This is a genomic window from Aquabacterium sp. (assembly GCF_029946005.1).
Classification (GTDB): domain Bacteria; phylum Pseudomonadota; class Gammaproteobacteria; order Burkholderiales; family Burkholderiaceae_C; genus Aquabacterium.
Genome location: NZ_JAQSDR010000014.1, coordinates 238690 through 265351 on the forward strand (window position 1 = coordinate 238690; position 26662 = coordinate 265351).

Annotated in this window: 25 protein-coding genes and 1 riboswitch; of the genes, 12 read left to right on the forward strand and 13 right to left on the reverse strand. The window is 60.5% G+C overall.

The window, feature by feature from the left end; all coding sequences use genetic code 11:
• Positions 1 to 71: 71 nt before the first annotated feature.
• From ribH to ribD, 4 genes are all read right to left on the reverse strand, one after another.
• On the reverse strand, positions 72 to 536 hold the full coding sequence (ribH, locus tag PSV38_RS11080) for a 6,7-dimethyl-8-ribityllumazine synthase (protein WP_300547372.1): 465 nt from the start codon (positions 534 to 536) through the stop codon (positions 72 to 74).
• 53 nt (positions 537 to 589) lie between these two features.
• A complete protein-coding gene (ribBA, locus tag PSV38_RS11085) occupies positions 590 to 1705 on the reverse strand; it encodes a bifunctional 3,4-dihydroxy-2-butanone-4-phosphate synthase/GTP cyclohydrolase II (protein ID WP_300547374.1) in 1116 nt (371 codons plus the stop codon).
• Between the two features lie 71 nt (positions 1706 to 1776).
• Positions 1777 to 2412 (reverse strand): riboflavin synthase, encoded by a 636-nt coding sequence (locus PSV38_RS11090; protein ID WP_300547376.1) that lies wholly within the window; start codon positions 2410 to 2412, stop codon positions 1777 to 1779.
• Between the two features lie 27 nt (positions 2413 to 2439).
• Complete coding sequence (gene ribD, locus PSV38_RS11095; RefSeq protein ID WP_300547377.1) at positions 2440 to 3573, reverse strand: bifunctional diaminohydroxyphosphoribosylaminopyrimidine deaminase/5-amino-6-(5-phosphoribosylamino)uracil reductase RibD; 1134 nt, start codon at positions 3571 to 3573, stop codon at positions 2440 to 2442.
• A gap of 143 nt (positions 3574 to 3716) precedes the next feature.
• Here ribD and PSV38_RS11100 point away from each other — a divergent pair, with 143 nt between their 5' ends.
• The 6 genes from PSV38_RS11100 to PSV38_RS11125 are packed head-to-tail and all read left to right on the forward strand — an operon-like array spanning position 3717 to position 10302.
• Entirely contained in the window at positions 3717 to 4259 is a 543-nt protein-coding gene (locus PSV38_RS11100) for a GspH/FimT family pseudopilin (RefSeq protein ID WP_300547379.1), read from the forward strand.
• 4 nt (positions 4260 to 4263) lie between these two features.
• Positions 4264 to 4803 (forward strand): type IV pilus modification protein PilV, encoded by a 540-nt coding sequence (gene pilV / locus PSV38_RS11105; RefSeq protein ID WP_300547381.1) that lies wholly within the window; start codon positions 4264 to 4266, stop codon positions 4801 to 4803.
• Positions 4800 to 5768 (forward strand): PilW family protein, encoded by a 969-nt coding sequence (locus PSV38_RS11110; protein WP_300547383.1) that lies wholly within the window; start codon positions 4800 to 4802, stop codon positions 5766 to 5768. Before pilV ends, PSV38_RS11110 begins: the two co-directional genes overlap by 4 nt.
• Before the next feature lie 3 nt (positions 5769 to 5771).
• Positions 5772 to 6284 (forward strand): hypothetical protein, encoded by a 513-nt coding sequence (locus PSV38_RS11115; protein ID WP_300547384.1) that lies wholly within the window; start codon positions 5772 to 5774, stop codon positions 6282 to 6284.
• Positions 6285 to 6298: 14 nt separating this feature from the next.
• The gene (locus PSV38_RS11120) at positions 6299 to 9841 is read left to right on the forward strand and encodes a PilC/PilY family type IV pilus protein (protein WP_300547386.1); all 3543 of its coding nucleotides are present in this window, start codon (positions 6299 to 6301) and stop codon (positions 9839 to 9841) included.
• 2 nt (positions 9842 to 9843) lie between these two features.
• Entirely contained in the window at positions 9844 to 10302 is a 459-nt protein-coding gene (locus PSV38_RS11125; RefSeq protein WP_300547387.1) for a type IV pilin protein, read from the forward strand.
• A 30-nt stretch (positions 10303 to 10332) separates the two neighbouring features.
• Here PSV38_RS11125 and nrdR read toward each other — a convergent pair whose 3' ends face one another.
• From nrdR to PSV38_RS11140, 3 genes are all read right to left on the reverse strand, one after another.
• The gene (gene nrdR / locus PSV38_RS11130; protein ID WP_300547389.1) at positions 10333 to 10806 is read right to left on the reverse strand and encodes a transcriptional regulator NrdR; all 474 of its coding nucleotides are present in this window, start codon (positions 10804 to 10806) and stop codon (positions 10333 to 10335) included.
• Positions 10807 to 10813: 7 nt separating this feature from the next.
• Positions 10814 to 12064, reverse strand: a complete 1251-nt coding sequence (glyA, locus tag PSV38_RS11135; RefSeq protein WP_300547391.1) for a serine hydroxymethyltransferase — start codon at positions 12062 to 12064, stop codon at positions 10814 to 10816.
• Positions 12065 to 12120: 56 nt separating this feature from the next.
• A riboswitch (ZMP/ZTP riboswitch) is annotated at positions 12121 to 12246 on the reverse strand.
• 23 nt (positions 12247 to 12269) lie between these two features.
• Positions 12270 to 13271 carry a transglycosylase SLT domain-containing protein gene (locus PSV38_RS11140; protein ID WP_300547393.1) on the reverse strand — a complete coding sequence of 334 codons (1002 nt, stop codon included), beginning with the start codon at positions 13269 to 13271 and terminating at the stop codon, positions 12270 to 12272.
• Between the two features lie 214 nt (positions 13272 to 13485).
• On the opposite strand from PSV38_RS11140, the gene PSV38_RS11145 reads away from it, so the two are divergent.
• Positions 13486 to 15099, forward strand: coding sequence for a UbiD family decarboxylase (locus tag PSV38_RS11145; protein ID WP_300547395.1), 1614 nt, complete (start codon positions 13486 to 13488; stop codon positions 15097 to 15099).
• A 215-nt stretch (positions 15100 to 15314) separates the two neighbouring features.
• On the opposite strand, the gene PSV38_RS11150 is transcribed toward PSV38_RS11145, so the two are convergent.
• Positions 15315 to 16187: a YdcF family protein gene (locus tag PSV38_RS11150; RefSeq protein WP_300547397.1), complete on the reverse strand. Its 873-nt coding sequence runs from the start codon at positions 16185 to 16187 to the stop codon at positions 15315 to 15317.
• A 9-nt stretch (positions 16188 to 16196) separates the two neighbouring features.
• A complete protein-coding gene (locus tag PSV38_RS11155; protein ID WP_300547399.1) occupies positions 16197 to 17369 on the reverse strand; it encodes an acyl-CoA dehydrogenase in 1173 nt (390 codons plus the stop codon).
• A 65-nt stretch (positions 17370 to 17434) separates the two neighbouring features.
• Between PSV38_RS11155 and msrA the strand changes: the two genes are divergently transcribed.
• Positions 17435 to 17998, forward strand: coding sequence for a peptide-methionine (S)-S-oxide reductase MsrA (gene msrA / locus PSV38_RS11160; RefSeq protein ID WP_300547400.1), 564 nt, complete (start codon positions 17435 to 17437; stop codon positions 17996 to 17998).
• A 4-nt stretch (positions 17999 to 18002) separates the two neighbouring features.
• Here msrA and pdxH read toward each other — a convergent pair whose 3' ends face one another.
• Positions 18003 to 18653, reverse strand: a complete 651-nt coding sequence (gene pdxH, locus PSV38_RS11165; RefSeq protein ID WP_300547402.1) for a pyridoxamine 5'-phosphate oxidase — start codon at positions 18651 to 18653, stop codon at positions 18003 to 18005.
• Between the two features lie 135 nt (positions 18654 to 18788).
• Between pdxH and PSV38_RS11170 the strand changes: the two genes are divergently transcribed.
• From PSV38_RS11170 to PSV38_RS11180, 3 genes are all read left to right on the forward strand, one after another.
• Positions 18789 to 19424 (forward strand): NTP transferase domain-containing protein, encoded by a 636-nt coding sequence (locus tag PSV38_RS11170; protein WP_300547404.1) that lies wholly within the window; start codon positions 18789 to 18791, stop codon positions 19422 to 19424.
• A 237-nt stretch (positions 19425 to 19661) separates the two neighbouring features.
• Complete coding sequence (locus tag PSV38_RS11175; RefSeq protein ID WP_300547405.1) at positions 19662 to 20342, forward strand: hypothetical protein; 681 nt, start codon at positions 19662 to 19664, stop codon at positions 20340 to 20342.
• A 330-nt stretch (positions 20343 to 20672) separates the two neighbouring features.
• Entirely contained in the window at positions 20673 to 21377 is a 705-nt protein-coding gene (locus tag PSV38_RS11180; protein ID WP_300547407.1) for a hypothetical protein, read from the forward strand.
• Between the two features lie 98 nt (positions 21378 to 21475).
• On the opposite strand, the gene PSV38_RS11185 is transcribed toward PSV38_RS11180, so the two are convergent.
• The 3 genes from PSV38_RS11185 to tyrS all read right to left on the reverse strand — a co-directional run bounded on the left by PSV38_RS11185 (position 21476) and on the right by tyrS (position 25120).
• The gene (locus PSV38_RS11185) at positions 21476 to 22609 is read right to left on the reverse strand and encodes an OmpW family outer membrane protein (RefSeq protein WP_300547409.1); all 1134 of its coding nucleotides are present in this window, start codon (positions 22607 to 22609) and stop codon (positions 21476 to 21478) included.
• Positions 22610 to 22784: 175 nt separating this feature from the next.
• The gene (locus PSV38_RS11190) at positions 22785 to 23606 is read right to left on the reverse strand and encodes a PEP-CTERM sorting domain-containing protein (protein ID WP_300547410.1); all 822 of its coding nucleotides are present in this window, start codon (positions 23604 to 23606) and stop codon (positions 22785 to 22787) included.
• A gap of 254 nt (positions 23607 to 23860) precedes the next feature.
• Positions 23861 to 25120, reverse strand: coding sequence for a tyrosine--tRNA ligase (gene tyrS, locus PSV38_RS11195; protein ID WP_300547412.1), 1260 nt, complete (start codon positions 25118 to 25120; stop codon positions 23861 to 23863).
• Between the two features lie 107 nt (positions 25121 to 25227).
• On the opposite strand from tyrS, the gene PSV38_RS11200 reads away from it, so the two are divergent.
• On the forward strand, positions 25228 to 26661 hold the full coding sequence (locus PSV38_RS11200) for a M23 family metallopeptidase (RefSeq protein WP_300547414.1): 1434 nt from the start codon (positions 25228 to 25230) through the stop codon (positions 26659 to 26661).
• The last annotated feature ends 1 nt before the right edge of the window (position 26662 follow it).

Genomic DNA, 26662 nt, shown 5'->3' on the forward strand with positions numbered 1-26662 from the left:
CGCGTTCTTGCGGGCCGGGCGCGCGGCAGGGGACGTGCCGACGGCGTCGTCCTTGGGGGTCTCGGGAGTGCTCACAGCAGGTCGTCCAGCAAATTGGCCATTTCAACGGCAACGCGGGCCGCGTCACGGCCCTTTTCTTCAACACGGGCTTCGGCCTGGGCCTGATCTTCCACCGTCAGGATGGCATTGGCAATCGGCAGGTGGTGGTCCAAACTGACCCGGGTCACGCCCGCACCACTTTCGTTGGCCACCAATTCGAAGTGATAGGTCTCACCACGGATGATGCAACCCAGGGCGATCAGAGCGTCGAAACGCTCACTGTCGGCCATGGCCTGCAAAGCAGTCGGCACCTCCAGGGCGCCGGGCACAGTGACGTGCTGGATGTGCTTGGCGACCACCCCCAGGGCGACGAGTTCGTTGATGCAAACCTCGGCCAATCGGCCGGTCAGATCGTGGTTGAAACGAGCCTGGACGATCCCGATGCGCAATTCGCGCCCGTCGAGTCGGCCGGCTTGTCCTTTGTCAGCGCCTTGCATGTGTTGTGGTCCTGAAAAAAGAGCGAGTGGGAGTCAAAAAAGAGCGAGAAAAATCAGTGCGAAGGCGCCAGGCTCTGGCCATCGGCCGTGAGGAAGCCCGTGACCTCCAGGCCGAAGCCCACCATGCTGGGCAGGCGTTGCTGATTGCCCATCAGCTTCATGCGTTGCACGCCCAGGTTGCGCAAGATTTGCGCGCCCACGCCGTAGGTGCGCAGGTCGGGCGGGGTGCGCGGAACTTCGCCGGGGTTGGTGGGCAACAGGCGGTCCATCAAACGAACGGATTCTTCGCCCGCATTCAGCAAAACGACCACACCACGACCAGCTTGCTGCACAGCGGCCAAAGCCTTGGGCAGCGGCCACGAGTGGCTGGGCGCACCAGCGTCCAGCCAGTCCAGCACCGACAGGGGTTCGTGCACGCGCACCATCACCTCGTCCGTGCAGCTCCACTGGCCCAGGCTCAAGGCCAGGTGGATGCCGCCCATGCGGTCGCGGAACACCTTGGCGTCGAAGGTGCCTTCAGGGGTCACCATGGGGCGCTCGCCCACGCATTCGATCAACGATTCGTTGCGGCTGCGGTATTCGATCAGGGCCGCGATGGTGCCGATCTTCAGGCCGTGCTCTTTGGCGAAGACTTCCAGGTCCGGCAAACGGGCCATGGTGCCGTCGTCTTTCATGATCTCGCAGATCACCGAGGTGGGCGACAGGCCCGCCATGCCCGCCAGGTCGCAACCTGCTTCGGTGTGACCTGCACGCATGAGCACGCCGCCATCCTGCGCCTGCAATGGGAAGATGTGGCCGGGCTGGACCAAGTCAGTCGCCTTGGCATCGCGTGCCACGGCGGCCTGCACGGTGCGGGCGCGGTCGGCGGCTGAAATGCCGGTGGTCACGCCTTCGGTGGCCTCGATGGACACGGTGAAGGCCGTGCCGTGCTTGGTGCCGTTGCGCGTGGCCATCGGCGGCAGCTGCAGCCGCTCGCACCGGTCGCGCGTCAGCGTCAGGCAAATGAGGCCACGGCCGAAGCGGGCCATGAAATTAATCGCCTCGGGGGTGACATGATCGGCCGCGAGGACCAAGTCGCCTTCGTTTTCGCGGTCTTCTTCATCCACCAGGATGACCATGCGACCAGCGGCCAATTCGGCGATCAGCTCAGGAATAGGGGATATGGGCATCCCGCGATTGTAGGCGGGCGGGCCTGCTCATTGCTGCAAAACACGGGGGAAACCCGAGAAGAACCTCGCATTCATGGCGCGATTCGGCCCGCGCTGTTCAACATTCTTTCCACATAGCGGGCGATCAGGTCCACTTCCAGGTTGACCGGTGAGCCCGCCTTGAGCTGACCCAGGGCTGTGTTTTCGACCGTGTGGGGGATCAGGTTGATGCTGAACTCGGCATGCCCGTCGGCTTGGTCTTCCACCCGGTTGACCGTCAGGCTCACGCCATTGATGGTGATGGAGCCCTTGTAGGCCAGGAATCGGGCCAGGCTTTGGGGCGCGCGGATGCGCAACTCCCACGACTCTCCCACGGGCGCGAAATGGCTCACCGTGCCCACCCCGTCCACATGGCCCGTCACCAGGTGACCGCCCAGGCGATCGTGCGCACGCAGGGCTTTTTCCAAGTTCACGGCGCCCAACGCGCCCAAGCCCACCGTGCGGGCCAGGCTTTCGGCCGACACATCGATGGTGAAGCGGGCCGCGGGCGCGTCGAAAGTCGTCACGGTCATGCAGGCGCCATTGATGGCGATGCTGTCGCCGAGGCCCACATCGTCCACGAAGCCGGTGGGTGCCTGCAGGGTGAGGCGACGCCCGTGGCTGGGGTCAGCCCCCAGGGACTGCGATTCGATGATCTGGCCAACGCCAGTGATGATGCCGGTGAACATGGGTGGAGCAAAACCTGTATGTGAAAACTAGAAATGTTCGCGGCCCGGTGGCCGGGCGATTACACGAAGGTCATCGCCGACCATGGTCGCATCACGGAATGACAAAGCCCAGGCATCCGACAACTGCGCCAGGGGCGGCAAGGCAGCCAGACCCCGTCCGGGGCCGATCAACTTGGGCGCAAGATACAACAAAAGCTCATCGACCAGATCCTGTTCGATGAACGCGGCGTTCAACCGTGCACCAGCCTCCACGTGCAGTTCGTTGACGCCTCGGCGGGCCAGATCCTGCAGCACGAAAGACAGATCGACTTGGGACTGAGGGCTTTCAGACGCGGTGACCAGTTCGGCGCCAGCGTCTCGCAAGGCTTGTTGGCGAGCCTGCGCAGCAGACTCTCCCGATGAGGCCAGCCCATAGATCAGAACCTTGCCCGGCGCAGCCAGCAAACGGGCCGAGGGCGGCGTGCGCCATCGCGAATCCAGCACCACGCGTGACGGCTGCAACACCGTTGACACTTCTCGCACATCCAGGCGGGGGTCATCGTCCAGCACCGTGCCGATGCCGGTGAGCACCGCCGCCGAACGGGCTCGCCAGGCGTGGCCATCCGCCCTTGCCGCCGGGCCGGTGATCCACTGGCTTTGCCCGTTGTCCAGCGCAGTGCGTCCGTCCAGCGACCCGGCCACTTTCAGCCGCACCCAGGGGCGATTTCGCACCATGCGGGACAAGAACCCCAAGTTGAGCTCGCGGGCTTCCTGCGCCTGAGGATCATCCGCAGGCAGCACGTCTACCTTGATGCCAGCCTCTTGCAAACGCCGCACGCCCTCGCCTGCCACCTGAGGATTGGGGTCCAGCAAGGCCACCACCACGCGCGCCAGGCCTGCAGCCACGAAAGCATCGGCGCAAGGCGGCGTGCGGCCATGGTGCGAGCAGGGCTCCAAAGTGACGTAGGCGGTGGCCCCTTTGGGCGACCAACCGCGCACCTGGCCATCGCGCAGGGCCATGACCTCGGCGTGCGGGCCACCCGCCTGCTGGGTGTGCCCCCCGGCCATCACCTCCCCTTGCGGCGACACCAGCACACACCCCACCCGGGGGTTGGGGTCGGACAGCCCGATGGCCTGTCGGGCCAGCGCCAAGGCTTGCGAAATGAAGAGCTGATCGGACATGCGCGTTACCACTTAGAGGCGCCTATCTTGCCCGACAAAACGACCGCCGGTCGGCCGCTGAGCGCCGCGCGTCGGATGCCAACTGTTCACGAAAAGCACGACCGTGCACAATCCAAAGCATGAATAAACGTGCATTTCGACACATGAACATCAGAGGCAAGGGCTTCACGCTGGTGGAGCTGATGGTGACGGTGGCCATTTTGGTCATCTTGCTGGCCATTGGGGTGCCGTCGATGCAGCAATTTTTGGAAAGTCGGCGCGTCATCTCGAAAGCCGATGCCCTGACTTCGGGCATGAGGTTCGCACGATCGGAAGCGCTCAAACGCGGACAGACCATCAGGATGTGCATCACCACAACGGCCGATACCATCACCCCAACATGTGCCGCAGCCGCCAGCCGTGACTGGGCAGTGGGGTGGATGATCTACGCCGATGCTGACAACGATGGCAACTTAGACAACACAGAACAGATTTTGAGAATCCAGCAGGCTTTCAATGGTGGGGGCGCCCTCACAGGCGATCGCAACCCAGTGTCGTTCACCGCCGATGGATTTGCCCTGGGCAGCAATACCAGCATTCTTGTTGCATCCTCACAGGCAAGCGACCTGAACATTCAGCGCTGCGTTTTCCTGAGCGGCCAAGGTCGCACCAGGACCGACAAAGTCCCGGCCAACGGGCAATGCTAAGACCATGCATAACGTCATGAACAACCACCAGCGTGGCGCCACCCTGATCGAGGTGATGGTGTCTGTTTTGATCGTGGCTTTCGGAGCCTTGGCCATGATCGCGCTGCAAACCAATGCGGTCAAATTCAACAAGACCAACGAGTACAGGTCATTGGCCACGCTGCTGGCCAATGACCTGGCCGATCGCATGCGCGTGAACATAGATGGCGTGGTGGCTGGTAGCTACACGCTCAACGCGGCTTATTCGGAACCGGTGCAGGGCGTCATCCCACCGCGTACCGAATGCACACTGCCTGACAACTGCACCGCCCCTGATTTGGCACGCCGTGACTTGAGCGAATGGCAACGCGCCCTGTTCTTCTCACTGCCGGGTGGCACGGGGTTTGTGCAACCCACGGCTAATAGCCAAGCCGCCGACATCTGGGTGGCCTGGACCGACCCGGCCGGGGCCAACCCCCTCCAGGGCGCGAACAATGGGTGTCCCGCAGCGTTCAGGGCCCCTAATACCGCGCACTGCGTGTATTTCCGAGTCGCCATCCAATGAACAACCAGCAGCAATTGCCCCGAACTGGCCCCGTCCGCACCTCCCTCGGCTTCACCTTGGTCGAATTGATGATTTCGATGGTCATCGGCATGGTCGTCATCGGCGCGGTTTATTCGGCCTACACCACCAGTGGCTCCGGCCAGAACAGCAACGCGGCATTGAGCCAAATGTCCGAGGACGCCACCCTGGCGCTCAACCTGATCCGAAAACAAGTGGCCCTGGCAGGTTACAGCCAACCTTATCAGCTGAGCAACAAGGGATTTGACCGCCGTTATGGCAACAATCAACAAGCATTGGCGGGCTGTGACGCCACCAACTTCGACAACCCCACCGCCGCCACCATTGCTGGCCTCAATTGCAATGGCGCAGATGCCAACAACAGCGCCATTGCCGTGGCCTACGAGGCCGACAACCAGAACACCTTGATGACCGCAGCCAACCGCCCTCGCGACTGCGTTGGGTCAGGGATTGCACAAACCCCCCAAAACGGTTTGATCCCGGCCCATTGGGTGGCGGAAAGCCGCCTCTACATCAACGGCAACTCGCTGATGTGCCAGGGCAACGGGCAGGCGACTTTGCCGGTGGCCGGTGGTGCCGCGCTGACCGGTACACCAGAACCACTGGTCAACAACATCGTCAACATGCGGATACGTTACGGCGTTTCAAACAATGAACAAAAAACGGGCATTGACGGGACACTGATAACCCTACCCGGCAGAACTCCAGCACGCTTCCTGACTGCCGCCGCCATACGAACAGCGGGAGCCACCACCTGGAACAATGTCACGGCCGTGCGCGTGTGCATCGTTGTTCGCAGCGAACGCGAGGTTCTGGATCAAAACACGCCGTACTACGGGTGCGAAGCGCAGGAAGCGGCAGCGCCAGCGCTGACCCAGGCGCCCGACCGACGCATGTACCGCGCATTTTCGACCACAGTCATGGTCAAAAACCGGTTGGGGGGCTGATCCATGCAAGCCAAATCATCATCGTCACAGCAAGGCGTCGTGTTGATCATCGTGTTGGTCATGCTGGTCGTCATCGGATTGACATCGGCGTCCGTCATGCGCAACGCACTCAGCGCAGACGCTGTCAGCGCTAACGTCCGCTCAGAAGCCTTGGCCACCGAAGCCGCGCAGATGGCGCTCGCTCATTGCGAACGCCAGGCCTTGATCGGGACCGGCGGTTCGGTGCCCGTTCAGGTCGTTGCCACGGGGGATCCTCATTGGCAAACGCTGGCAAACTGGAACAGCATCACTGGCCCCATCCCCACCACCCTGACCCTTGACCAGCTCAGAACAACTGACGCCACCTTCAACGCCAGGTTCATGCCTCAATGCATGGTGGAGCAATCCCCCCTGAATCCAGCTTCAGTGATCGTGGTCACTGCGCGCGGCTTCAGCCCCGATTACAGCCAGGATGCCAACCGACGCGCTCAGACCGGATCAGTCGTCTGGCTGCAATCAACCCTCCGCCTTCGGTGATCAGAGGAACACACATGATCTCTTTCCCCCCTCTTCCTCAGGCCCGACGCAAGGCGCTGGCCTTGTTCGCTGCGGTGGCTTTCATCAGCCTGAATGCCACCGCCCCGGTTTGGGCAGCACTGGCTCAGAAACCACTGCTGGCCAGCACGGGCGACCTGCCTTCGCCCAACATCATGCTCACCATCGATTCGTCAGGGTCGATGAATTTCCGGCACATGCCGGAATCCAGAACCACGGTGAACGGCACCGAGATGAGCGTTACCCAAGGCGGCACCTGGAAACATCACCAAGATGACACCTACGAGACCTCCGTGCAATTGGCCGGCACCATGCCGGCCAAGAAAGACGAGACCGACAACGCCAAGCTGTTGACTCAAATCAAGCTGCGCTCGCCTGACATCAACACCATTTACTACAACCCCAGGCAGCGTTACAAGCCCTGGGCCGCCACGGCAACCACCCGCTATCCCGATGCCTCCATCAACAAGGCCTTCATCGACCCCGTGAAGCAAGCGGCCACTGACACGGCCATCGATTTGACAAGCAACCTGAGCGAACAAGTTTGCCTCGAGTACGGTTTTTTGGGATTTTGCCGACGCGAGGCGCGGCAGACCGTTTTCTGGCCTGGCCTGTACTACCTGCTGAACGATGGCGCGAACCCGACCGTCACGGGCAACTACGTCGTCCATGACATCAACGACTCGACCCAGGTGTTCGCCAAGTACCCCAACCGCGACGACTGCCTTGGAAGCACTTGCACGCAAAAGGAAGAGCGCCAGAATTTTGCAAACTGGTTCGTGTACTACCGCACCCGGATGCTTCTGGCCAAAGCTGCCTTGTCAGAGGCGTTCTACAAAATGAACAACGTGGCCCGCGTGGGATGGACCACCATCAAGTACGCATCGCAAGTTGGCAACCGCGTCTCCTCGGCCAACCCTCTGGGGCCCATTCAAGACAAGATCAAACCCTTGACCCCCACCAACCGCCAGGCTTTGCTCAACGCCATCCAGACAAAGTGGGCGGCTGAAGGCAGCACGCCTTTGCGGATCGGCCTGGACCAGGTCGGCAAGTACTTCATGGATGACTCCAACAACAGCCCCTGGAGCGATGACCCGGTCGGTGGCAGCAACAATAAATCGGCATGCCGACGCTCGTTCAACATTTTGACCACCGATGGCTACTACAACGACACGCTGACCCTGAACCAGTTCAACGACTATGCCAGCCGGATCGACGAGGTAGATCAGGTCGGGAATCTGGATGGCAGCGACCGCTTGCCCAATTACAGGGCAGTTGCACCATACAAGGATAGTTTCGGCAACACCTTGGCCGACTTTGCCTTGAAGTATTGGATGACAGACCTGCAACAGGGCGTGAACGACAACATCAAGCCGTCGACCAGCAACCCGGCCACCTGGCAGCACTTGACCCAGTTCACCATGGGCATTGGCGTGAGCGGTACTTTCGACCCGAGTCGATCAGATCAACCGAACCGGGACAGTGACCTCAAGCAATTGACCGATGGCGTCGCACAATGGCCGAATCCTCAAGGTGCCAACGCAACCCGGGCGGACCAAGCCAAGATTGATGATCTTTGGCATGCCGCCATCAACTCGCGCGGCGCCTTCTACAGCGTCAAAGATGCACAAAGCTTGGCCGCCGCGGTTCGCGATGCCATCGGGCGAGCGGAATCCATGGACCTTCGGGAAGGTGGCGTGGCCACCACCAGCTTGGTGCTGGAGGCTGGTAATCGCAAGTACGTGCCCGAGTACTCCACCGTTTCATGGCGAGGTGAGTTGTTTGCCTTTGACTTGAACCTGTCTGGTGGGCTGGTCAGTACCACACCAATGTGGCAGGCCAGCACTGGTGTGCCTGCCTTCGGAAGCCGCAACCTCTGGATATGGAGCCCGGACAATGGCTTGTTGAGCGGCGCAGCCACACCCTTCACCTGGGACGACATGGGGGCGACCAATCAAGGCGCCATCGTCTCGGGCAGCGCCAAGTTGGTGAATTTTTTGCGTGGCGACGTTTCAAATGAAGGCACGGGTGACACGCAGTTCCGCCCGCGCCAAGGCGCCAAGCTGCCTGATTTCATCAACGCCAGTCCTTTGTATGTCAGCGATGGCACCAACAGCGTCATTTTCCTCGGGGGCAATGGTGGTTTTGCCCATGCCTTCCGGGCTTCCGACGGGGTTGAAGTGTTTGGCTTCATGCCGCGCGGCGTTCTGCCCAATGTCCACAAGCTGGCAGATCAAAATTATGGCCTGACGGGTGGGATTGAGCATCAGTATTTTGTGGACGGCGCCATGGCCACCGGAACAGTTCAACTGCGCGGCACAACAAACGCCAACGTGCTGGTGGGCACTTTGGGCGCTGGTGGCAAAGGTCTTTATGCGCTCAACATCACCAACCTCGGGGCACTGGGGAGATCAACCATCTTGTGGGACAACACGGTCCCATCCAGCGAGGATGTGGGCCACATCTTCTCCGCCCCCGAAATTGGTCAGTTGCCCAACGGGCAATGGAAAATCTTCACCGGCAATGGCTACGACAGCGTTAGCGGCAAATCAGCCTTGCTGGTCATTGACGTGGACACGGGCCGCATCGACTCCGTGGTGGCCGACAACGCCGATGGCAATGGCCTCGGGGGTGTTCGCTTGGTTCGCAACAACCAAAATCAAGTCGTGGCGGCCTACGCTGGGGATTTGAAGGGCCAGTTGTGGCGATTCGAGTATCAAGCCAATGGTGCACAGATGGTCACTGGCTACCAAGGCAAGCCATTGTTCACGGCCACGGATTCCAGCGGCATGGCCCAAGCAATCACCGCAGCGCCTGCGGCATTCCTGCACCCCAGAAGCGGTGTGATGGTCTTGTTCGGCACCGGCAAGCTGCTCACCGAGGACGACAAGACGAACACCCGCCGACAAAGCGTTTATGGCGTCTGGGACAAGACACGGGAAACCGACAGCACCAGCGCCAGCTTCTCACCTTTCGATGATGGCAGCAACGCCACCGCCGACCGTTTGCAGTTGGTGACCCTCTCCATCAGTGCCAATGCGCAGTTTGCGGACTACTTCAATGTCACCCAGGATGATCCCAGCGATACCAAAACCCTGGGCTGGTACATGGACCTCACGATTGCAGAAGGGCAACGCCTGATCTACCCGATCATTCCGATTGACGAATTTGCCTTGATCGGAACCGTTGTCCCGTCGTCTTCTGCCGCAGAGTGTGCCTTGTCGCAAGGTGTGGGGTACAACTTCCTGCTGCCCGCATTGACGGGTGCGCAATACTCCAAAGCCATTTACGACGTGAACGGAGACGGCCTGATCAACGATGCCGACGCAGCGTCGGCGGGCTACAGGACAAGATCGGACGGAGGCGACACCATCCTTCGCGATCAAAACGACTCCCGCAAAGTCAGTATCCAAAATACCGGTGGCCAAAAGGGTGCTCTGCTCCCTCCTCCACCCAAGTGCACAGACCCTGCCAAGTGCCCGGATTTCACCATCCTCGACCGCGTCTGGAAGCGTTTGATCAATACCCCTCAAAACTGAATATGCGCCTCCTGCCTACTTCCAAGATCCGGGGCTTCACGCTCATTGAAGTCATGATCGTCGTGGCGATCATCGGCATCCTTGCCGCAGTGGCCTATCCGTCCTACGTGGAGCACGTCAGGCGATCTCATCGCGCTGAAGCGCAAACCTCGCTCCAACAAGCAGCCCAGTTCATGGAGCGGTTCTACGCGGCCAACAACAGCTACAACATGCAGATTGATGGCACCACGGCCAACCCAGGCCTGCCCGCCGGGTTGCAACGTGCGCCAGCACAAGGCGCCATCGCCTACGACATCGCACTGGTTCAACAGGGCGCTACTGCGGCGACCGCCACCACATACACCTTGACAGCAACCCCAACAGGCTCGATGACCGGAGACCGATGCGGCACCCTGAGCCTCAACAACCTGGGTCAAAAGGCCGTGAGCACCGGCCTGCCCGTCGCCGATTGCTGGAAATAGCCAAGCGGCCGGAAGAAAAGGAGAAAACGCTCACGCGCCCTCTCCTTTCCCCCCCCGCCTCGCCGTCTCCTTGATCGCAGCCACAAACTCACTCACATCGTCAAAGCTGCGATAAACCGACGCAAAGCGCACATAAGCCACCTTGTCCAGCTTGCGCAGCTCATTCATGACCCATTCGCCCAGTTGGGTCGAGTTCACTTCCTTGTCGCCACTCTGGCGCAAGCGTGCCTCGATCGACTCGACTGCCAAGTCCAGCGCCTCGGCGCTGACGGGCCGCTTGCGCAGCGCCACCATCATCGACCCTTTCAGCTTGGCACGCTCGTAGTCAGTACGCCGCCCATCGCGCTTGACGATGGCGGGCAGTTCGATCTCAGCACGTTCGTACGTGGTGAAGCGCTTGTCGCACCCCCCACAACGACGACGACGGCGCGTCGAATCACCTTCGTCGGAATCGCGGGTCTCAACAACCTGGGTATCGGGGTGCGCACAAAAAGGGCAGCGCATGCCTCGATCAACGGTAAACCGGGAAATCGCGGGTCAGCGCCGCGACCTTCTCGCGCACGCGGGCCAGGTTGGCTTCGTCGTGTGGGTTGTCCAGCACATCGGCGATCAGGTTGCCCACGGCGATGGCCTGCTCTTCCTTGAAGCCGCGCGTGGTGAAGGCCGGGCTGCCCAGACGGATGCCGCTGGTCACCATCGGCTTTTGCGGGTCGTTGGGGATGCCGTTCTTGTTGCAGGTCATGTGCGCCTTGCCCAGGATGGCTTCGGCTTCCTTGCCCGTCAGGTTCTTGGGGCGCAGGTCCACCAGCATCACGTGGCTCTCGGTGCGACCCGACACGATGCGCAGGCCGCGCTGAATCAGCGTGTCAGCCAGCGCGGCGGCGTTCTTCACCACTTGCTGCTGATACACCTTGAATTCGGGCGACAGGGCTTCCTTGAAAGCCACGGCCTTGCCCGCGATCACGTGCATCAGCGGACCACCCTGGATGCCCGGGAAGATGGCGCTGTTGATCTTCTTGGCGATCTCTTCACCACGCATCAGGATGATGCCGCCGCGAGGGCCACGCAGGCTCTTGTGCGTGGTTGAGGTGACCACGTCGGCGTGCGGCACGGGGTTGGGGTACACACCCGCGGCGATCAGGCCGGCGTAGTGGGCCATGTCCACCATGAAGTAAGCGCCGATTTCCTTGGCGATCTTGGCAAAGCGCTCGAAGTCGATGCGCAGCGCGAACGCCGACGCACCCGCGATGATCAGCTTGGGCTTGTGCTCACGGGCCAGGGCCTCCATCTTCTCGTAGTCAATGTCTTCTGCCGCGTTCAGGCCATAAGACACCACCTTGAACCACTTGCCCGACATGTTCAACGGCATACCGTGGGTCAGGTGGCCGCCTTCAGCCAGGCTCAGACCCATGATGGTGTCACCCGGTTGCAGCAGGCCGAAGAACACAGCCTGGTTGGCTTGCGAACCGGAGTTGGGCTGCACGTTGGCGTATTCGGCGCCAAACAATTGCTTCAGGCGGTCAATGGCCAGTTGCTCAACCACGTCCACGTATTCGCAGCCGCCGTAGTAGCGCTTGCCGGGATAGCCTTCGGCGTACTTGTTGGTCAGCTGGGAGCCCTGCGCCTGCATGACGGCGGGCGAGGTGTAGTTTTCCGAGGCGATCAGCTCGATGTGGTCTTCCTGGCGTTTGTTCTCAAGCTGGATGGCAGACCAGATCTCGGAATCAACGTTGGCCAGGGTTTGTTGGGCGCGGTCAAACATGAAAGGCAGTCCTCTTCAGTCGTGTGAAGACCCACCGCAGCACATCATTGCTGCCAGAGGGCTGCCCAGGCGAACGGCGCAACAACAATCAGGCCAGATGCCTGGATGTCGGCCGCGCTTCCCGGTGGTTCACCACCTCAGGCCCAGATTTGGGCCGTCTATCGCCAGTCGCGCGGCAATTGTGAATTGTATCGGAGCTGGGGCCTCAGTGGGCCAAAGCCACCTGTTCAGCCCGGCGCATGGGCGCCGTGTCGCTGGCAGAGGGCGCCGTCGGCATGGCCGCAGGCGGGATCACCACGGCGGCAGGTGTGGGGTGGCCACCCTGCACGGCCGCTTCGGGCGTGGCCGACACGGCAGCGGGTTGCAACTGAGGCGCCAACGTTTCAGCTTGCACCATGGTCTGCACCGGCGTGGACACGTTCACGGGCACTTTCTGCCCCGCCACCACTTGCCGCAAGAAAGCCTGCTCAGCCAACACGCGATAGGCATAGCCGCCATCATTGGCCAGGTTCGCCGCACCCACGTAGTATTTCAAGCCACCCTCCAGGCTACCCGCCCGCTGAATGCATTCCTTGAGGACCTGAACGCCCACGCGCAAATTGGTCACTGGGTCAAAAGCGGCGTTCTGCCCCCCGAAGATTTGGTACTTGTCATGGTGAATGCGCGTCATGACCTGCATCAGGCCCTGGGCGCCCACATGGCTTTGCGCAAAGGGGTTGAAGCTGGACTCGATGGCCATGATGGCCATGATCAGCGTAGGTTCCACCCCGGCACGGCGGCCCACGTCCCAGGCCTCTTGCACCAGACGGCTCACGGGCTCGGGCGCCACGCTGTAGCGGCGCGACAGCCAATAGGCGACAGCGGCCTGCTGACGGGTCAGGTCAGCGGGATCGATCGCCGTGGCACGCTGAATGGCTTCGGGCTCGGCCATGGCCAGCAGCACGTTGTTCAGCTCAGGGTCAACGGCCACTTGGGTGCGGGCGGTGGCACGGTCCACCAACCAGCTCAGCACCTGGCTTTCCAGGCCATGGCGCACATCGTCACGGCCCGACAAAAACACCACCACGGCCACAGCGGCCAGGCCCAACAGGGCCAATGCGTTGTGGCTCACCTGGCGCAAACCAGTCACCACATCCTGCACAAACAAACTCACGCCAGCGCGTGCGGACGAGACCAGCTCGCTCACGTCACGATTGATTGCTGTCATGACACTCCTTTCCTCACCCCCGGTCACTGAAAGTCTCAATGACACGATGGCGATAATCACCCCCATGATGGGCACGCCCACTGCTGGCCGTGCTGCGCCGCCAAGGCACAGGGAAAACCCGGATAAAAACACTCCGGGGTCGTTGCGAGCGGATTCTAGGCAAGCCTGTAATAACCAGTCAAGCATAAAGAATCAATCTCTTATACACAAAAATATGAAATACCGAGATCTTCGAGACTTTGTGTCAGGCCTGGAAAGGCTTGGCGAACTGAAACGTGTGGCAACACCTGTGTCCGTGCGGCTGGAGATGACGGCCATCAGCGATCGCGTGTTGCGGGCAGGCGGTCCGGCGCTTTGGTTCGAGCAACCCACGGGCTTGACACCCCCGCAAACAGGGGGGGCGTCGCTTCCGAAAATCCCAGTATTGACCAATTTATTCGGCACGCCCCGTCGCGTGGCCCTGGGCATGGGTGCCGATGACGTCAGCGAGTTGCGCGACATTGGCCGCATGCTGGCCAGCCTGAAAGAGCCCGAGCCGCCCAAAGGCCTGAAGGACGCTGGCAAGCTGTTCAGCATGGCCAAGGCCCTGTGGGACATGAAGCCCTCCCGCGTGGGCAAAGCGCCCTGCCAGGAGCATGTTGTAGAAGGCAGCGATGTGGACCTGGGCAAGCTGCCCGTCCAACTTTGCTGGCCGGACGACGCCGCACCCTTACTGACCTGGGGCCTGGTCGTCACCCGAGGTCCTCAAGGCGTGCCCAAGGCGCGCACTCGCCAGAACCTGGGCATCTATCGCCAACAGCTGATTGGCCCCCGCCAGGTCATCATGCGCTGGCTGGCCCACCGTGGCGGCGCGCTCGATTTCCGCGAGTTCGCCCTGGCCAACCCCGGCCGGCCCTTCCCCATCGCCGTCGCGTTTGGGGCCGACCCTGCCACCATCCTGGGCGCGGTCACCCCCGTGCCCGACTCTTTGAGCGAATACCAGTTCGCCGGCTTGCTGCGCGGCAGCCGCACTGAAGTGGTCAACACGCAAGTGGGCGAGCGCACGCCCGAGGGCGACCATTGGCTGCAAGTGCCGGCCAGCGCCGAGTTCGTGCTTGAAGGCCACATCCCCACCGCCCGCGTGGGCTTCAAAGGCGCCAGCGAACATGGCGTGCCCTTGATGGAGCGCGGTGGCTACCTCCATGCGCTGGAAGGCCCCTTCGGCGATCACACCGGCTATTACAACGAGCAGGATTGGTTCCCCGTGTTCGAAGTGCGCCGCATGACCCACCGCCACGACCCCGTCTACCACTCCACCTACACCGGCAAACCGCCGGATGAGCCCGCCGTGCTGGGCGTGGCCCTCAATGAAGTCTTCGTGCCGATCCTGCAAAAGCAGTTTCCCGAGATCGTGGACTTCTATTTACCGCCCGAGGGCTGCAGCTACCGCATGGCCATCATCAGCATGAAGAAGTCCTACCCGGGCCACGCCAAGCGCCTGATGTTCGGGGTGTGGAGTTACCTGCGCCAGTTCATGTACACCAAGTTCATCATCATCGTGGACGACGACGTGGACACCCGCAACTGGCAGGAAGTGATCTGGGCCATCACCACCCGCATGGACCCGGTGCGCGACACCACCCTGGTCGAGCAGACGCCGATCGACTACCTGGACTTCGCATCACCCGTGAGCGGCCTGGGTGGCAAGATGGGCCTGGATGCCACCAACAAATGGCCTGGCGAAACCAGCCGCGAATGGGGCCGCACCATCACCATGCCCGACGAAGTCACCCGCCGGGTTGATGGCCTGCTTCAAGACATCATGGGGAACAAATTCACGCCGGGTTGAACCCTCGCTGACAAAAGGACTTGCGCTAGGCCACCGCTTGGATTAATCTGAATTTGCCTGCTAAACAGGCACCTTGAAAAGACGCAGTCACTGCGTCTCACGGGATGTGGCAAACGACAACCTTTGCCCTTTCCAAGGACGGCTCCGGCCGCCCCAGCCCCCGGCCTAGTCCGGGGGTTTCTGTTGGCGGGCCTGCTTTTAAGTGAGCCCCTGACTTAACTGCCCGCCAGCATGCCCAGCCACTCGTGGCAGAGCAAACGCACGTTGACCATGCCCGCCCCTGATGGGATCCATTCCAGTGCGGGGTTCGCATCCCTGCCCCAAAATTTAGTGGGCGCAGGCGTGATCACAGGCACCGGCTTGCCCGCACGAGCCGCCCAACTGGCCGCCGCTTGTTCAAAAGCCCGCCTTGAACGCGGCATGTGGAAAGCGTCCGTCACCAGCACGATCTCGGTCACGCCCTGATCGGCCAATAAGGTCACCGCGCCTGCCGCATTGCCCCGCGTGTCGGCAGAGTCCTTTTCAACCCAGCGCAACGGCAAACCATAGGCCTGCTGGGCCACCCGCCCGGCCACTTCGGCCTCGGCAGGGCCATCTTGCACGCCCTTCTGCCCCCAACCCACGCCGCCCGTCACCCCCAAGGGCCAACCGGTCAAACGGCTCAGCCACACGCCATAACGCAGGCGTTCGGCAAAAAAGTGGGTCAGGTCGGTGACGCCATACTCTGGCGACCTGGGCACCAGGCCAGCCCCGAGCACCATGATGCCCACCGTGGGCTGGGGCAGCGCCTTGCCTTGACGCTGCGCCAACGCCACCTGCTGCGCATAGGCCCGGGCGCTGGCCGCCAGCCGATCCTGGGCCTCGCCCAACAAGGCGGGAGGCGGCCGCAACACATTGTTTTGCAGCCAGGTGGCCGTGCCGGTGCAACTCCCCATCCACAAGCCGACCACGCCCAGCAGCAGGAGAAAAAAACCCAAATTACGCCGGGGCAAAATCAGGCGGGCCCCCACCAACACCAGCACCAACCAAGGCACCGGCGGCAACAACAAGGCACCAATCAAAGGCTTCCAAGCCGCCAAATCCTGCATGGCTGGCCTTTAAAAGAAGGCTTGCAAGCCGGTCTGGGCGCGGCCCAGGATCAAGGCATGCACGTCATGCGTGCCCTCATAAGTGTTGACGGTTTCCAGGTTCACCATGTGCCGCATGACGTGGTACTCATCGTGGATGCCATTGCCACCATGCATGTCGCGGGCCATGCGCGCCACGTCCAGCGCCTTGCCGCAGTTGTTGCGCTTGATCAGGCTGATCATTTCCGGGGCGGCCTGGTGCTCATCCAGCAAACGCCCCACGCGCAAAGCCGCGTGCAAGCCCAGCGTGATTTCGGTCTGCATGTCGGCCAGCTTTTTCTGCACCAGTTGCGTCTGCGCGAGCGGCCGACCAAACTGAACCCGGTCCAGCGTGTACTGCCGCGCCGCGTGCCAGCAGAACTCGGCCGCCCCCATGGCGCCCCAGGCAATGCCATAGCGGGCTTTGTTCAGGCACCCGAAAGGCCCCTTCAGGCCCGACACATTAGGCAGGATGTGGTCATCAGACACCAGCACCTGGTCCAGCACGATCTCGCCGGTCACACTGGCCCGCAGGCTGAGCTTGCCTTCGATGCGCGGCGTGCTGAACCCCGTCATGCCGCGCTCGACCACGAAACCCCGGATGGTGTCATCCAGCTTGGCCCACACCACGGCCAGGTCGGCAATGGGCGAATTGGTGATCCACATCTTGGCGCCATTGAGCACATAGCCGCCCTCCACCTTGGTGGCGCGGGTGACCATGCTGCCGGGGTCAGAGCCGTGGTTGGGCTCGGTCAGGCCAAAACAACCCACCCATTCCCCAGTGGCCAGCTTGGGCAGGTATTTTTGCCGTTGAGCCTCGCTGCCATAGGCATGAATGGGGTGCATCACCAAAGAGCTTTGCACGCTCATGGCGCTGCGGTAGCCGGAATCAACCCGTTCCACCTCGCGCGCGATCAGCCCATAACTGACATGGTTGACGCCCGCGCAGCCATACCCGTCGATGGTGGCCCCCAGAAAGCCCAGGGCACCCATCTCGTTCATCAGTTCTCGGTCAAACCGCTCTTCGCGGTTGGCCAACAGGATGCGGGGTTGCAGCTTGCCCTGGCAATAGGCCTGGGCCGTGTCACGGATGGCGCGCTCTTCATCCGACAGCTGAGCATCCAGCGACAAGGGGTCGGACCAGGAAAATGTGGCTTTGCTCATGGAAATGTCTTGGTTTGGATGATCATTGGGGATCAAACGTCAGTCTACGCACAAGGACACCCCCCATGGAAGCCCATGCCCCCCAAAGCAACACCATTGAAGAAGCCACGTTTGGTGGCGGCTGCTTCTGGTGCGTCGAAACCGTGTTCAACCAGTTGAACGGCGTGATCAACGCTGAATCCGGCTACAGCAACGGCCAGCACCCCAACCCCAGCTACGACGACATTTGCACAGGGGCCACCGGTCATGCTGAAGTGGTGCGGGTGAAATTTGATGCCAGCCAAGTGAGCTACCACCAGTTGCTGGAGGTGTTTTTCACCATCCATGACCCCACCACGCTCAACCGTCAGGGCAACGACGAGGGCACGCAATACCGCTCAGGCATCTACTCCCACAACGACGACCAGGCCCACCAGGCCCGAGCCCTGATTGAGCAACTGGACATCAGCCACGCCTTTGGCAAGCCCATCGTCACCGAAGTCCGCCCCCTGGCCAATTACCACCCGGCCGAGGCCTACCACCAGCGGTATTTCGAGCACAACCCACACGCTGGCTACTGCACCTTCGTGGTGGCCCCGAAAGTGGCCAAATTCCAGAAAACCTTCAGCGACCTGCTCAAAAAGGAATGATGGCTCACGGCGCCAAACGGCAAAGCACCCACTGGCCGCCCGGAGTCAACTCAAAAATCAGGCGATCGTGCAAGCGTGAAGTGCGCCCTTGCCAAAACTCCCAGCGATCCGGCACCAAGCGATAACCTCCCCAGTGATCGGGCCTGGGTGGATCATTCCCCAGCCGAACTTGCTGATCGGCCCAGGCCATCTCCAAGGCCTCCCGGGAGGGGATCACTTCACTTTGAGGTGAAGCCCAAGCGCCAATCCGCGAACCCAAAGGCCTGGAGCGGTAGTACTCGTCCGACTCGGATTCGGCCACCTTCTCCACCCGCCCTTCGACGCGAACCACGCGCTCCAGCCCCCCCCAAAAAAACTGGATCGCGGCAAACGGATTCGCGGCCAGATCCCGCCCTTTTCGGCTGGCGTAGTTGGTGAACCACACCAGGCCGCGCTCATCGGCCCCTTTGAGCAAGAGCACCCGGGTAGAAGGCCGCCCATCTGCCCCTGCCGTGGCCAGGGTCATCGCGTTGGGCTCGGTCAACTTGAGCTGGACGGCTTCATCAAACCATTGATGAAACTGCCCCAAAGGATGGGCCTGCACATGCGCCTCATCCAGGGCCGCCCGTTCATAGCTTTGGCGCATCTGCGCCAGATCGTGTGAGGTTTTTTCCATTCGACAAGTATCAATCAGTCCGGCGCGGTGGTGGAGTAAAACGGCTGATACCCGTCTGGGGTATTTGCCTAAGTAAAGGTGCTCTGGTGCATTGCAGCATTTTGGCTCACACTTTGTTGCAAGTCCTAGGCAACCATGAACCACCAGCCCACCCTCATCATCCTGGCCGAACCCACGCTTCACAGCGGGGGCGCGCAGGATGCAGGCGGCCAGCCATCCGCCAAGGGGCAAGCCCTGGGCTTGTTTTCAGTGATGGACAGCACGGTGCGCCGAGGATTGGCCAGCGGACTGCCCATGGTGGTGGTAGCACCGCCCGACATGGCGCGACAAGCCCGCCTGCTGCTGCCGGGCAACGATGTGGTTGACCTGCCCGACATGCCTTCGCCCCGATCACGTGCGGATCGGCTCGCCAGGGCAGTGGCAGCGGGCGTTGAAGCCAGCGCCAATGCCCCCGGCTGGCTGCTGCTGCCCGCGGACATGCCCATGCTGCAAGTGGACACCTTGCGCGCCGTGGCCAACGCGGTCGCGCTGTACACCGTGGTTTTTCCCCAGTACCGACACCGCCGAGGCCACCCCGTGGGTTTTTCGGCCGAGTTGTTCTCAGAACTCATTCGCCTGGACAGCGAGCGCGATCTGGCCCGCCTGACCGCGCGCTACCCCGCCATGGGCGTGGACGTGGATGACCCCGGCGTGCTGATGGCCCAAGACGCCCAAAGTGGCCTGGCCCAGTTGCGCGTGCAATTGCACAGCACCAACCTGGCGCCTCGCTGAACATTGCGCACCATCAGCGCTCAACGCGCTGATAAATGAATCGCAAAAGAGCCGCAAAAAACCCCAACTGGTGGAATCCCGAAGAATGCTTGATGTTCGACGCCCCATGGTTTCCCTAGTTTTCAGGACTTGGTCGCTCAAAAGCCCCCTAGTCACGGGGGTGCCTCAAATCGGTGCTGGGGCAACATTCATTCACCAACTTCTTGCAGCCTGCAAGCACTTAAAAGGAGCTACTCAATGAAACTGCGTTCGATCTCTTTCGCTGCCGCCACCCTCGTCCTGGCCGCTTCCGCCAATGCCTTGACCATCGACTGGACCAAGTTCCAAGGCACGTCGACCCTGGCCTTCTCCGAGAATGCCATCAGCCTGTTCAAGGCCAACGGCGGCAAGCTGGCTGCCCTGGGCAACACCACCCCCGTCGGCACCACCGGCTGGAGCTTCTCGCTGCCTATCACCAGCATCGAAATCAACGGCTCCTTGAAGATTGCTGCCGGCCAAGCCAGCGGTTCGGCCTTGGACATCATCCGCCGCACCATCGATGAAGAAACCGGCGAAGTCACCACCACCGGCATCGTTCTGGCCAACTTCAAGCTGGACTACATCGCCAAGAAGGTGCTGGCTGACACGACCCCCCATGGCGGCGCCACGCAACCCATGTTTGCCGTGTACACCTTCAATGCAGCCACGCCTTTGGCCCTGAAGTACAAATTCCCCCTGACTGTGACTGGCCATGAAGTGCTCGACAAGCTGGTCTTGACGCCTGCTGCCGTGGACGTGTTCGCCTCGTCGTTGGGCCTGTCGGGCGATGCAGTCCTGAACCTGGTGGCCACCACCGAGTTCGGCACGCTGACCCAAGACATCAGCACCAACGCTCGCAAGCCTGCTGCCAACAAGACCCCTTACGTTCCTGCTCCCTGAATTCAAAGTTGGTCTAATCGGGTAGCTCCTCCCGATCAAACCATCCAAGATTTCATATCACAAAAAGTCTCCCAACCGGGAGCCTTTTTTCATTGGCACAACAGCAGAGCGACGGCCCAAGGCTTTCAGTGACTTCAAAAATGGCGAAATAGTGGAATCCCGTAGTCATCGATTGGATTTCAACTACTAGGTTTCCCCAGTTTTTCACACTATCCAGGGGGTCTGCGGCCCTCACCCCCTGTTTGCGGGGGGGCTTGCAAAAATGCTTTGATGCACCATTGAGTCATCCAATCACTTGCATCGAGCAAGCCTGTTCACCAAGGAGCAAAAATGAAACTGCTGACCATCCGTTCGATCTCTTTCGCCGCCGCCACCCTCGCCATGGCCGCCTCGGCCAATGCGCTGACCGTCAACTGGAGCGGTCTGCAAGGCACCTCCAAGCTGGACTTCTCGGCCAACGCCATCAGCCTGTTCAAGGCCAATGGTGGCAAAGTGGAAGCCCTGGGCAACACCACCCCCCTCCCAGAAGCGGGCGCCACCAGCGCTTGGTCCTTCAGCCTGCCGATCACCAGCATCACCGTCACCCCTGCCCTGAAGATTGGCGCCGGCCAAGCCAGCGGCTCGGCACTGGACATCGTTCGCCGCACCATCGATGAAGAAACGGGCGCAGTGATCACCTCCGGCATCGTGCTGGCCAACTTCAAGCTGGACTACATTGGCCACCAAGTGCTGGCCGATGCCACCACCCACGGCGCCACCACCAAGCCCATGTTCGCCGTGTACGACTTCAATGTCGCCACGCCCCTGGCTTTGAAATACAAGTTCCCCCTGAGCATCACGGGTCACGAAGTGCTGGACAAGCTGAAGCTGACGTCTGCTGCCGTGGACCTGTTTGCCGCGTCCTTGGGCTTGTCGGGCGATGCCGTGATTGGCCTGGTTCGTGATACCGACTTCGGTACCCTGACGCAAGACATCGCGGTCAAGGTTCGCAAGCCTGCTGTGTCGAACAAGCCTTACGTTGTGGCTGCCCCTTGATTTGAAGCATGGAAGGCCCACGAAAGTGGGCTGACGTGATTCAAAACCTCAAACGAAAAAAGCTGCCAAATGGCAGCTTTTTTTATGCGGGTAGATCTTTAAAAGTTATACCCGACCGTCATCATGAGCACATAAGGATCCAATGTCTGCTTTTGAGTGCGCGTGTAGTTACCCAAATTAGCTCCGCCATTGACGCGGTTGGCTGCATCCGCATTGTTACGGTATGCCTCCATCCCCTTTAGCTGCCCCTCAAGAAGCGATTGTGATATCAAATACCTGAGATTTTCCCCTAACTGACCAGGCCAATAAGTAAAAATAGGAGAGGCCAATCGCGCCGTCCGGGCAGTAAATGATGTGTCATAAGTAGTAAGCGTGCTTTCTACTTTTCCTTTAAATTGCCCCACGCTGAAATTGAGATCCCATCGATCATCAATGGCGTACTTACCACCAACCAACCAACCCAAGCCCAGTGAACCTTTGCTACTCACTGTGGTCCTACCGCCCGTCCATCGTTCCAAAGATGGTGTGGCTTTAGTATCAAATGGAAGCAAATAATTTGCCGTTAAAGAAACTGACGGTCGAAATTTGTCATTCTTCTGACCGAAATAATAATGACCAAAGACGAGAAACCCTAGCGCCTTGGATGTGACAATTTTCCCCGCGTTTTGAAACGTGCCTGCTCCATATACATCAACAGAAAATGGCAATGCCATGACTGGGACCTCAATGGCCCAGTGCTTATCTTCGTCGAAATACATGCCAAGTGTTCCCACTACACCAGGCGCAGGATCAGCAAAGCGCGCTTTTACGTTGTCCGGCAAACCAAGAGAATCCAGCCCGGTATACCTAGGATCCGCTGGGTTGGACGTACCAAACAAAATATCTCTGATAGCCCCACTCCCACTGTAAATCGATTCAGCATCAGCTCTTGTGCAAGTAGGAAATGTTAACGACCCATCATCCGGACAATACCAGCCACGCTCGCCGTCAACCGCGGCCCCAGTTGCGCTATTCGCTGGTGCAGACAAAACAGGCCCCGACACATCCTTAGCTGCCTCTGACTTGTTATTCATCTTCAAGCCCAGCACACCAAACCGCGCAAAGATATTACGCGACGGCTCAATCTTGAGCTCCTTACCATACCGATCGGTTGTGGTTTCAGCGCCGGCGTTGGCCATGGCACCCAATAACATCAATCCAGCAACTGCACTCAAACGGAACGGCATTGTCATATTGTCTCCAGCGATGATAGGTTCTTTGGGGTCATTCCCCAATTATCGTCAATCGACCCAACCCTGATGTAAAAAACCGCCCTGTACTACAGAGCGGTTTTCTAGGGAAAGTACTGAACTTTCCCCGCCAAGTACCTCAATCAAAGTCCTGGCATTAAAGCGCGAACGCTTTAACTTAGGCAGCGCGGCGGCGGCGAGCCACAGCAGCGATACCGACCAGGCCCAAACCCATCAACACGTAGGTTGAAGGCTCAGGAATAGCAGGCGCCGTGAAAGTACCGCCAGCTTGCGTGCCGCCCCAGTTGGCCGTGCGCACCAGGATGGCGACAGGGTCAGTGGCTGCGGTCGACAGGTTCAACGCAGTCAGGATGTTGGTAGCCGTCGTGCCATTCATGCGCAGGCTACCAGCCAAGCTGCCGCTGGCCGTGCCGTTGGCCACGCCACCAGCAACCGAAGTCACTTGGATGTTGCCGAGCGTGCCACCGATGACGCCAGGAACGTCAGCAGTGAAGATAGCTTGCTTGCCGTAGGTCACCAAGGTGCCGGCATCAGTGCGCGAGTACAGGTTCGCGTAAATCGTCGAGTTGCCCAGGTTAACGTCGAAGTTAGCCATGTAGATGTTGTACTGGCTGATCGAGCCGTCATCGTTGAACACCGAGCGGCGGATGTTCACCAACGAATTGGCAGCTTGCAGCGAAGTCAACGCGTCACCAGTGATGGTGGCGGTGTTGAACGACAGGCTCACGTTGCCGGTAGCCTTGGTGTACACGGCCTTGTTGACCGCACCAGCGCCTGGCAGGCCAGGAACGGTAGGAATGGTAGCAGCAGTGATGATGCTGGAGCCAGAAGCGCTCAGAGCCGACAGAGCGTCAGCCGAGAAAGTCAGGCCACCCGAACCGGAGACAACGCTCCAGGTGCCGGCGTAAGGAGTCGCGCTGGCAGCGCCGACAGCCACGAACGCGGCAGCAGCCACGATGCTCTTGAATGCAAATTTCATATTTATCTCCACACAAAGCGGTCCCTTTATTGGGAAATCACAAAATCTAAAGAGGCGTCCGCGTATTCCTCTTGTCGACTCACAGACTTTACCGATCTGTCTAGCTCAAGCATAAGGGCCTTTGGTCAGGCCAGACAACGGGGCAGGTGCGCATTGGCCCCCTTTGACGGAGTGAGAAACCCCAGTCCCGGCCTATGCCCCCCCTGACTAGGGGTGGGGTTGACCCTGCAAACAGTGACAACCCTGGGCAGCCATCAAGCCAAAAACACCTTGGCGAACTTGCGCTTACCCACCTGAACCACAAAAGTTCCCTCGGACAGCTTCAAAGTTTTGTCGCTGACCACGCCACCGTCCACCCGCACGCCACCTTGCTCGATCATGCGCATGGCCTCGCTCGATGAAGGCACCAGCCCGGCCTGCTTGAGCAAGGCCCCCATGCCCAAACCCGCACCATCGGCGGGCAGCGTCAGATGGACCTCGGGGATGTCATCGGGCACCCCGCCCTTGGAGCGATTCACGAAATCAGCCAGCGCGCCTTCGGCAGCTTGGAGCCCATGGAAGCGCGTTACCACCTCCTGGGCCAACAGCACCTTGGCATCTCTGGGATTGCGCCCTGCGGAACATTCAGCCTTGAGTTGAGCAATGCTGGACAGCGGTGCAAAGCTCAGCAACTCAAAGTAGGACCACATCAATTCGTCGGAAATGCTCATGAGCTTGCCGAACATGCTGTTGGGCGCCTCGCTGATGCCCACGTAGTTGTTCTTGGATTTGGACATCTTTTCGACGCCATCCAACCCCACCAGCAAGGGCATGGTCAGGATGCACTGAGGCTCCTGCTTGTATTCGGATTGCAGGTGCCGCCCCATCAGGAGGTTGAATTTTTGGTCCGTGCCGCCCAGTTCCAGGTCGGATTTGAGCGCGACCGAGTCATAGCCCTGCATCAAGGGGTATAAAAACTCATGCACGCTGATCGGCGTGTTCGCCTTGAAGCGCTTGGTGAAGTCGTCGCGCTCCATCATGCGGGCCACGGTGTACCGCGACGCCAGTTGGATCATGCCGCGGGCGCCCAACGCGTCGCACCACTCGCTGTTCTGGCGTATTTCGGTGCGCTCAGGGTCGAGCACCAGGCTGGCCTGCTTGTAATAAGTCTCAGCGTTGAGCTTGATCTGCTCGGCGGTCAAGGGCGGGCGTGTGCTGTTGCGACCTGAAGGGTCGCCAATCAAGGAAGTGAAATCTCCGATCAAGAAAATGACCGTGTGGCCGATATCCTGGAGTTGACGCAACTTGTTGAGCACCACGGTGTGACCCAGGTGGATGTCTGGCGCGGTGGGGTCCATGCCCAGCTTGATGCGCAGAGGCAGTTTGGTGGCCTCCGATCGAGCCAGCTTTTTCACCCACTCGGCCTCGGGCAGGAGTTCATCGCAACCACGGCGCGTGATGGCCAAAGCCTCGCGAACCCGGTCGGTGACGGGATGAGAAGGCGATGCTTCAGGGGGTTTTTCAGGGTGCAGCATATTTACCGATGGGTGAAAATCTTACGGCAAGTGACAAGAGCGTGACGGCTATACTTGCTTTTCAGGGATTTTAGGGGACAGCCCCCTATGTAGCGGGAAATCGAGTTTTGGCTTCTTCTAACAACGACCTGTTCAGCACGCTGAAGTCTTTGCGCAGTTCAACCCTGGTGGGCTTGCAAGCCACGCAGGATGCCATGCACCGGCATCCTCGCCGGATCGCCGCCGCCGTGTTGGCGCTGCTGGCCGGCTCTACCATGACCGCGTTCGGTGTGGCCCCGCTGACGGCCGCTCAATTCAACACTCCACCCGCCATTTCGCAAATCAGCGAAGCCCTGCCCTTGCCGGATTTGGCTGGGCAAGTCGTTCAGCTGGATGAACAGGCACTGTCGCTTTACCGCAGCGATGTGACACGCAGCAGCGACACGATCGACACCTTGTTGAATCGCCTGGGCGTCAATGACCCGCAAGCCGCCGGTTTTCTGCGCACCGACCCCGCCGCACAGACCTTGCTGCTGGGGCGTCCCGGCAAAATGATCAAGGTGATCACCCTGCGTGGTCAATTGATGGAACTGGTGGCGCGCAGCCCAGCCCGGCAATCCGACCAGTTGGATTCGCACTTCACGCGGCTGACGGTCAGCCGCGCTGACGACCAAGCCCCCCTGTCCGCCCACACCGAGCAAGCGCCGCTGCAGGCCAGCACGCAGTTGGCGACCGGCACCATTTCGTCGTCCCTGTATGCGGCGGCCGACGAGGCCAACGTGCCCGACTCAATCACCAACCAGGTCGCCGAAATCTTTGGCAGCGACATCGACTTCCGCCGCGAACTTCGCAAGGGCGACGCCTTCAGCGTGCTCTATGAAGCCCACACGGCAGATGGCGAGCCCATCACCTGGGGCGGATCAGCTGGCCGGGTCCTGGCGGCACGCTTCATCAACAAAGACAAAGTCCACAACGCCATCTGGTACCAAGAAGCTGGCCACAAAGGCGCGTACTTTGACATGAACGGCGTGAGCAAAACGCGCTCTTTCCTGGCATCTCCACTGGCTTTTTCCCGCGTCACCTCCGGCTTTTCGATGCGCTTTCACCCCATCCTGCAGCGCTGGAAAGCGCATTTGGGGGTGGACTATGGCGCCCCCAACGGCACAGCCGTGCGCTCGGTCGGTGATGGCAAGGTGAGCTTTGCCGGACGGCAAAATGGCTATGGCAATGTGATCGAGCTCCAACATTCGGGCGACCGCAAGACGGTTTACGCCCACCTGAGCCGCATCAACGTGAACGTGGGACAAACCGTGGAGCAAGGCCAGTTGATCGGCGCCGTGGGCGCCACCGGCTGGGCCACGGGGCCTCACCTTCACTTTGAGTTCAAGGTCAATGGGCGCCAAGTGGACCCCATCGCAATTGCGCGTGCTTCAGAAAGCACGCAGTTGTCGCCACAGGCACTGGCTCAATTCAAGCAGATGGTCGTGAGCATTGCGCAACGGCTCGACACGGCCGAGCAGCAAAGCTTGGCAGGCACCCATTCAACAGCCCGCTTCGAATAAA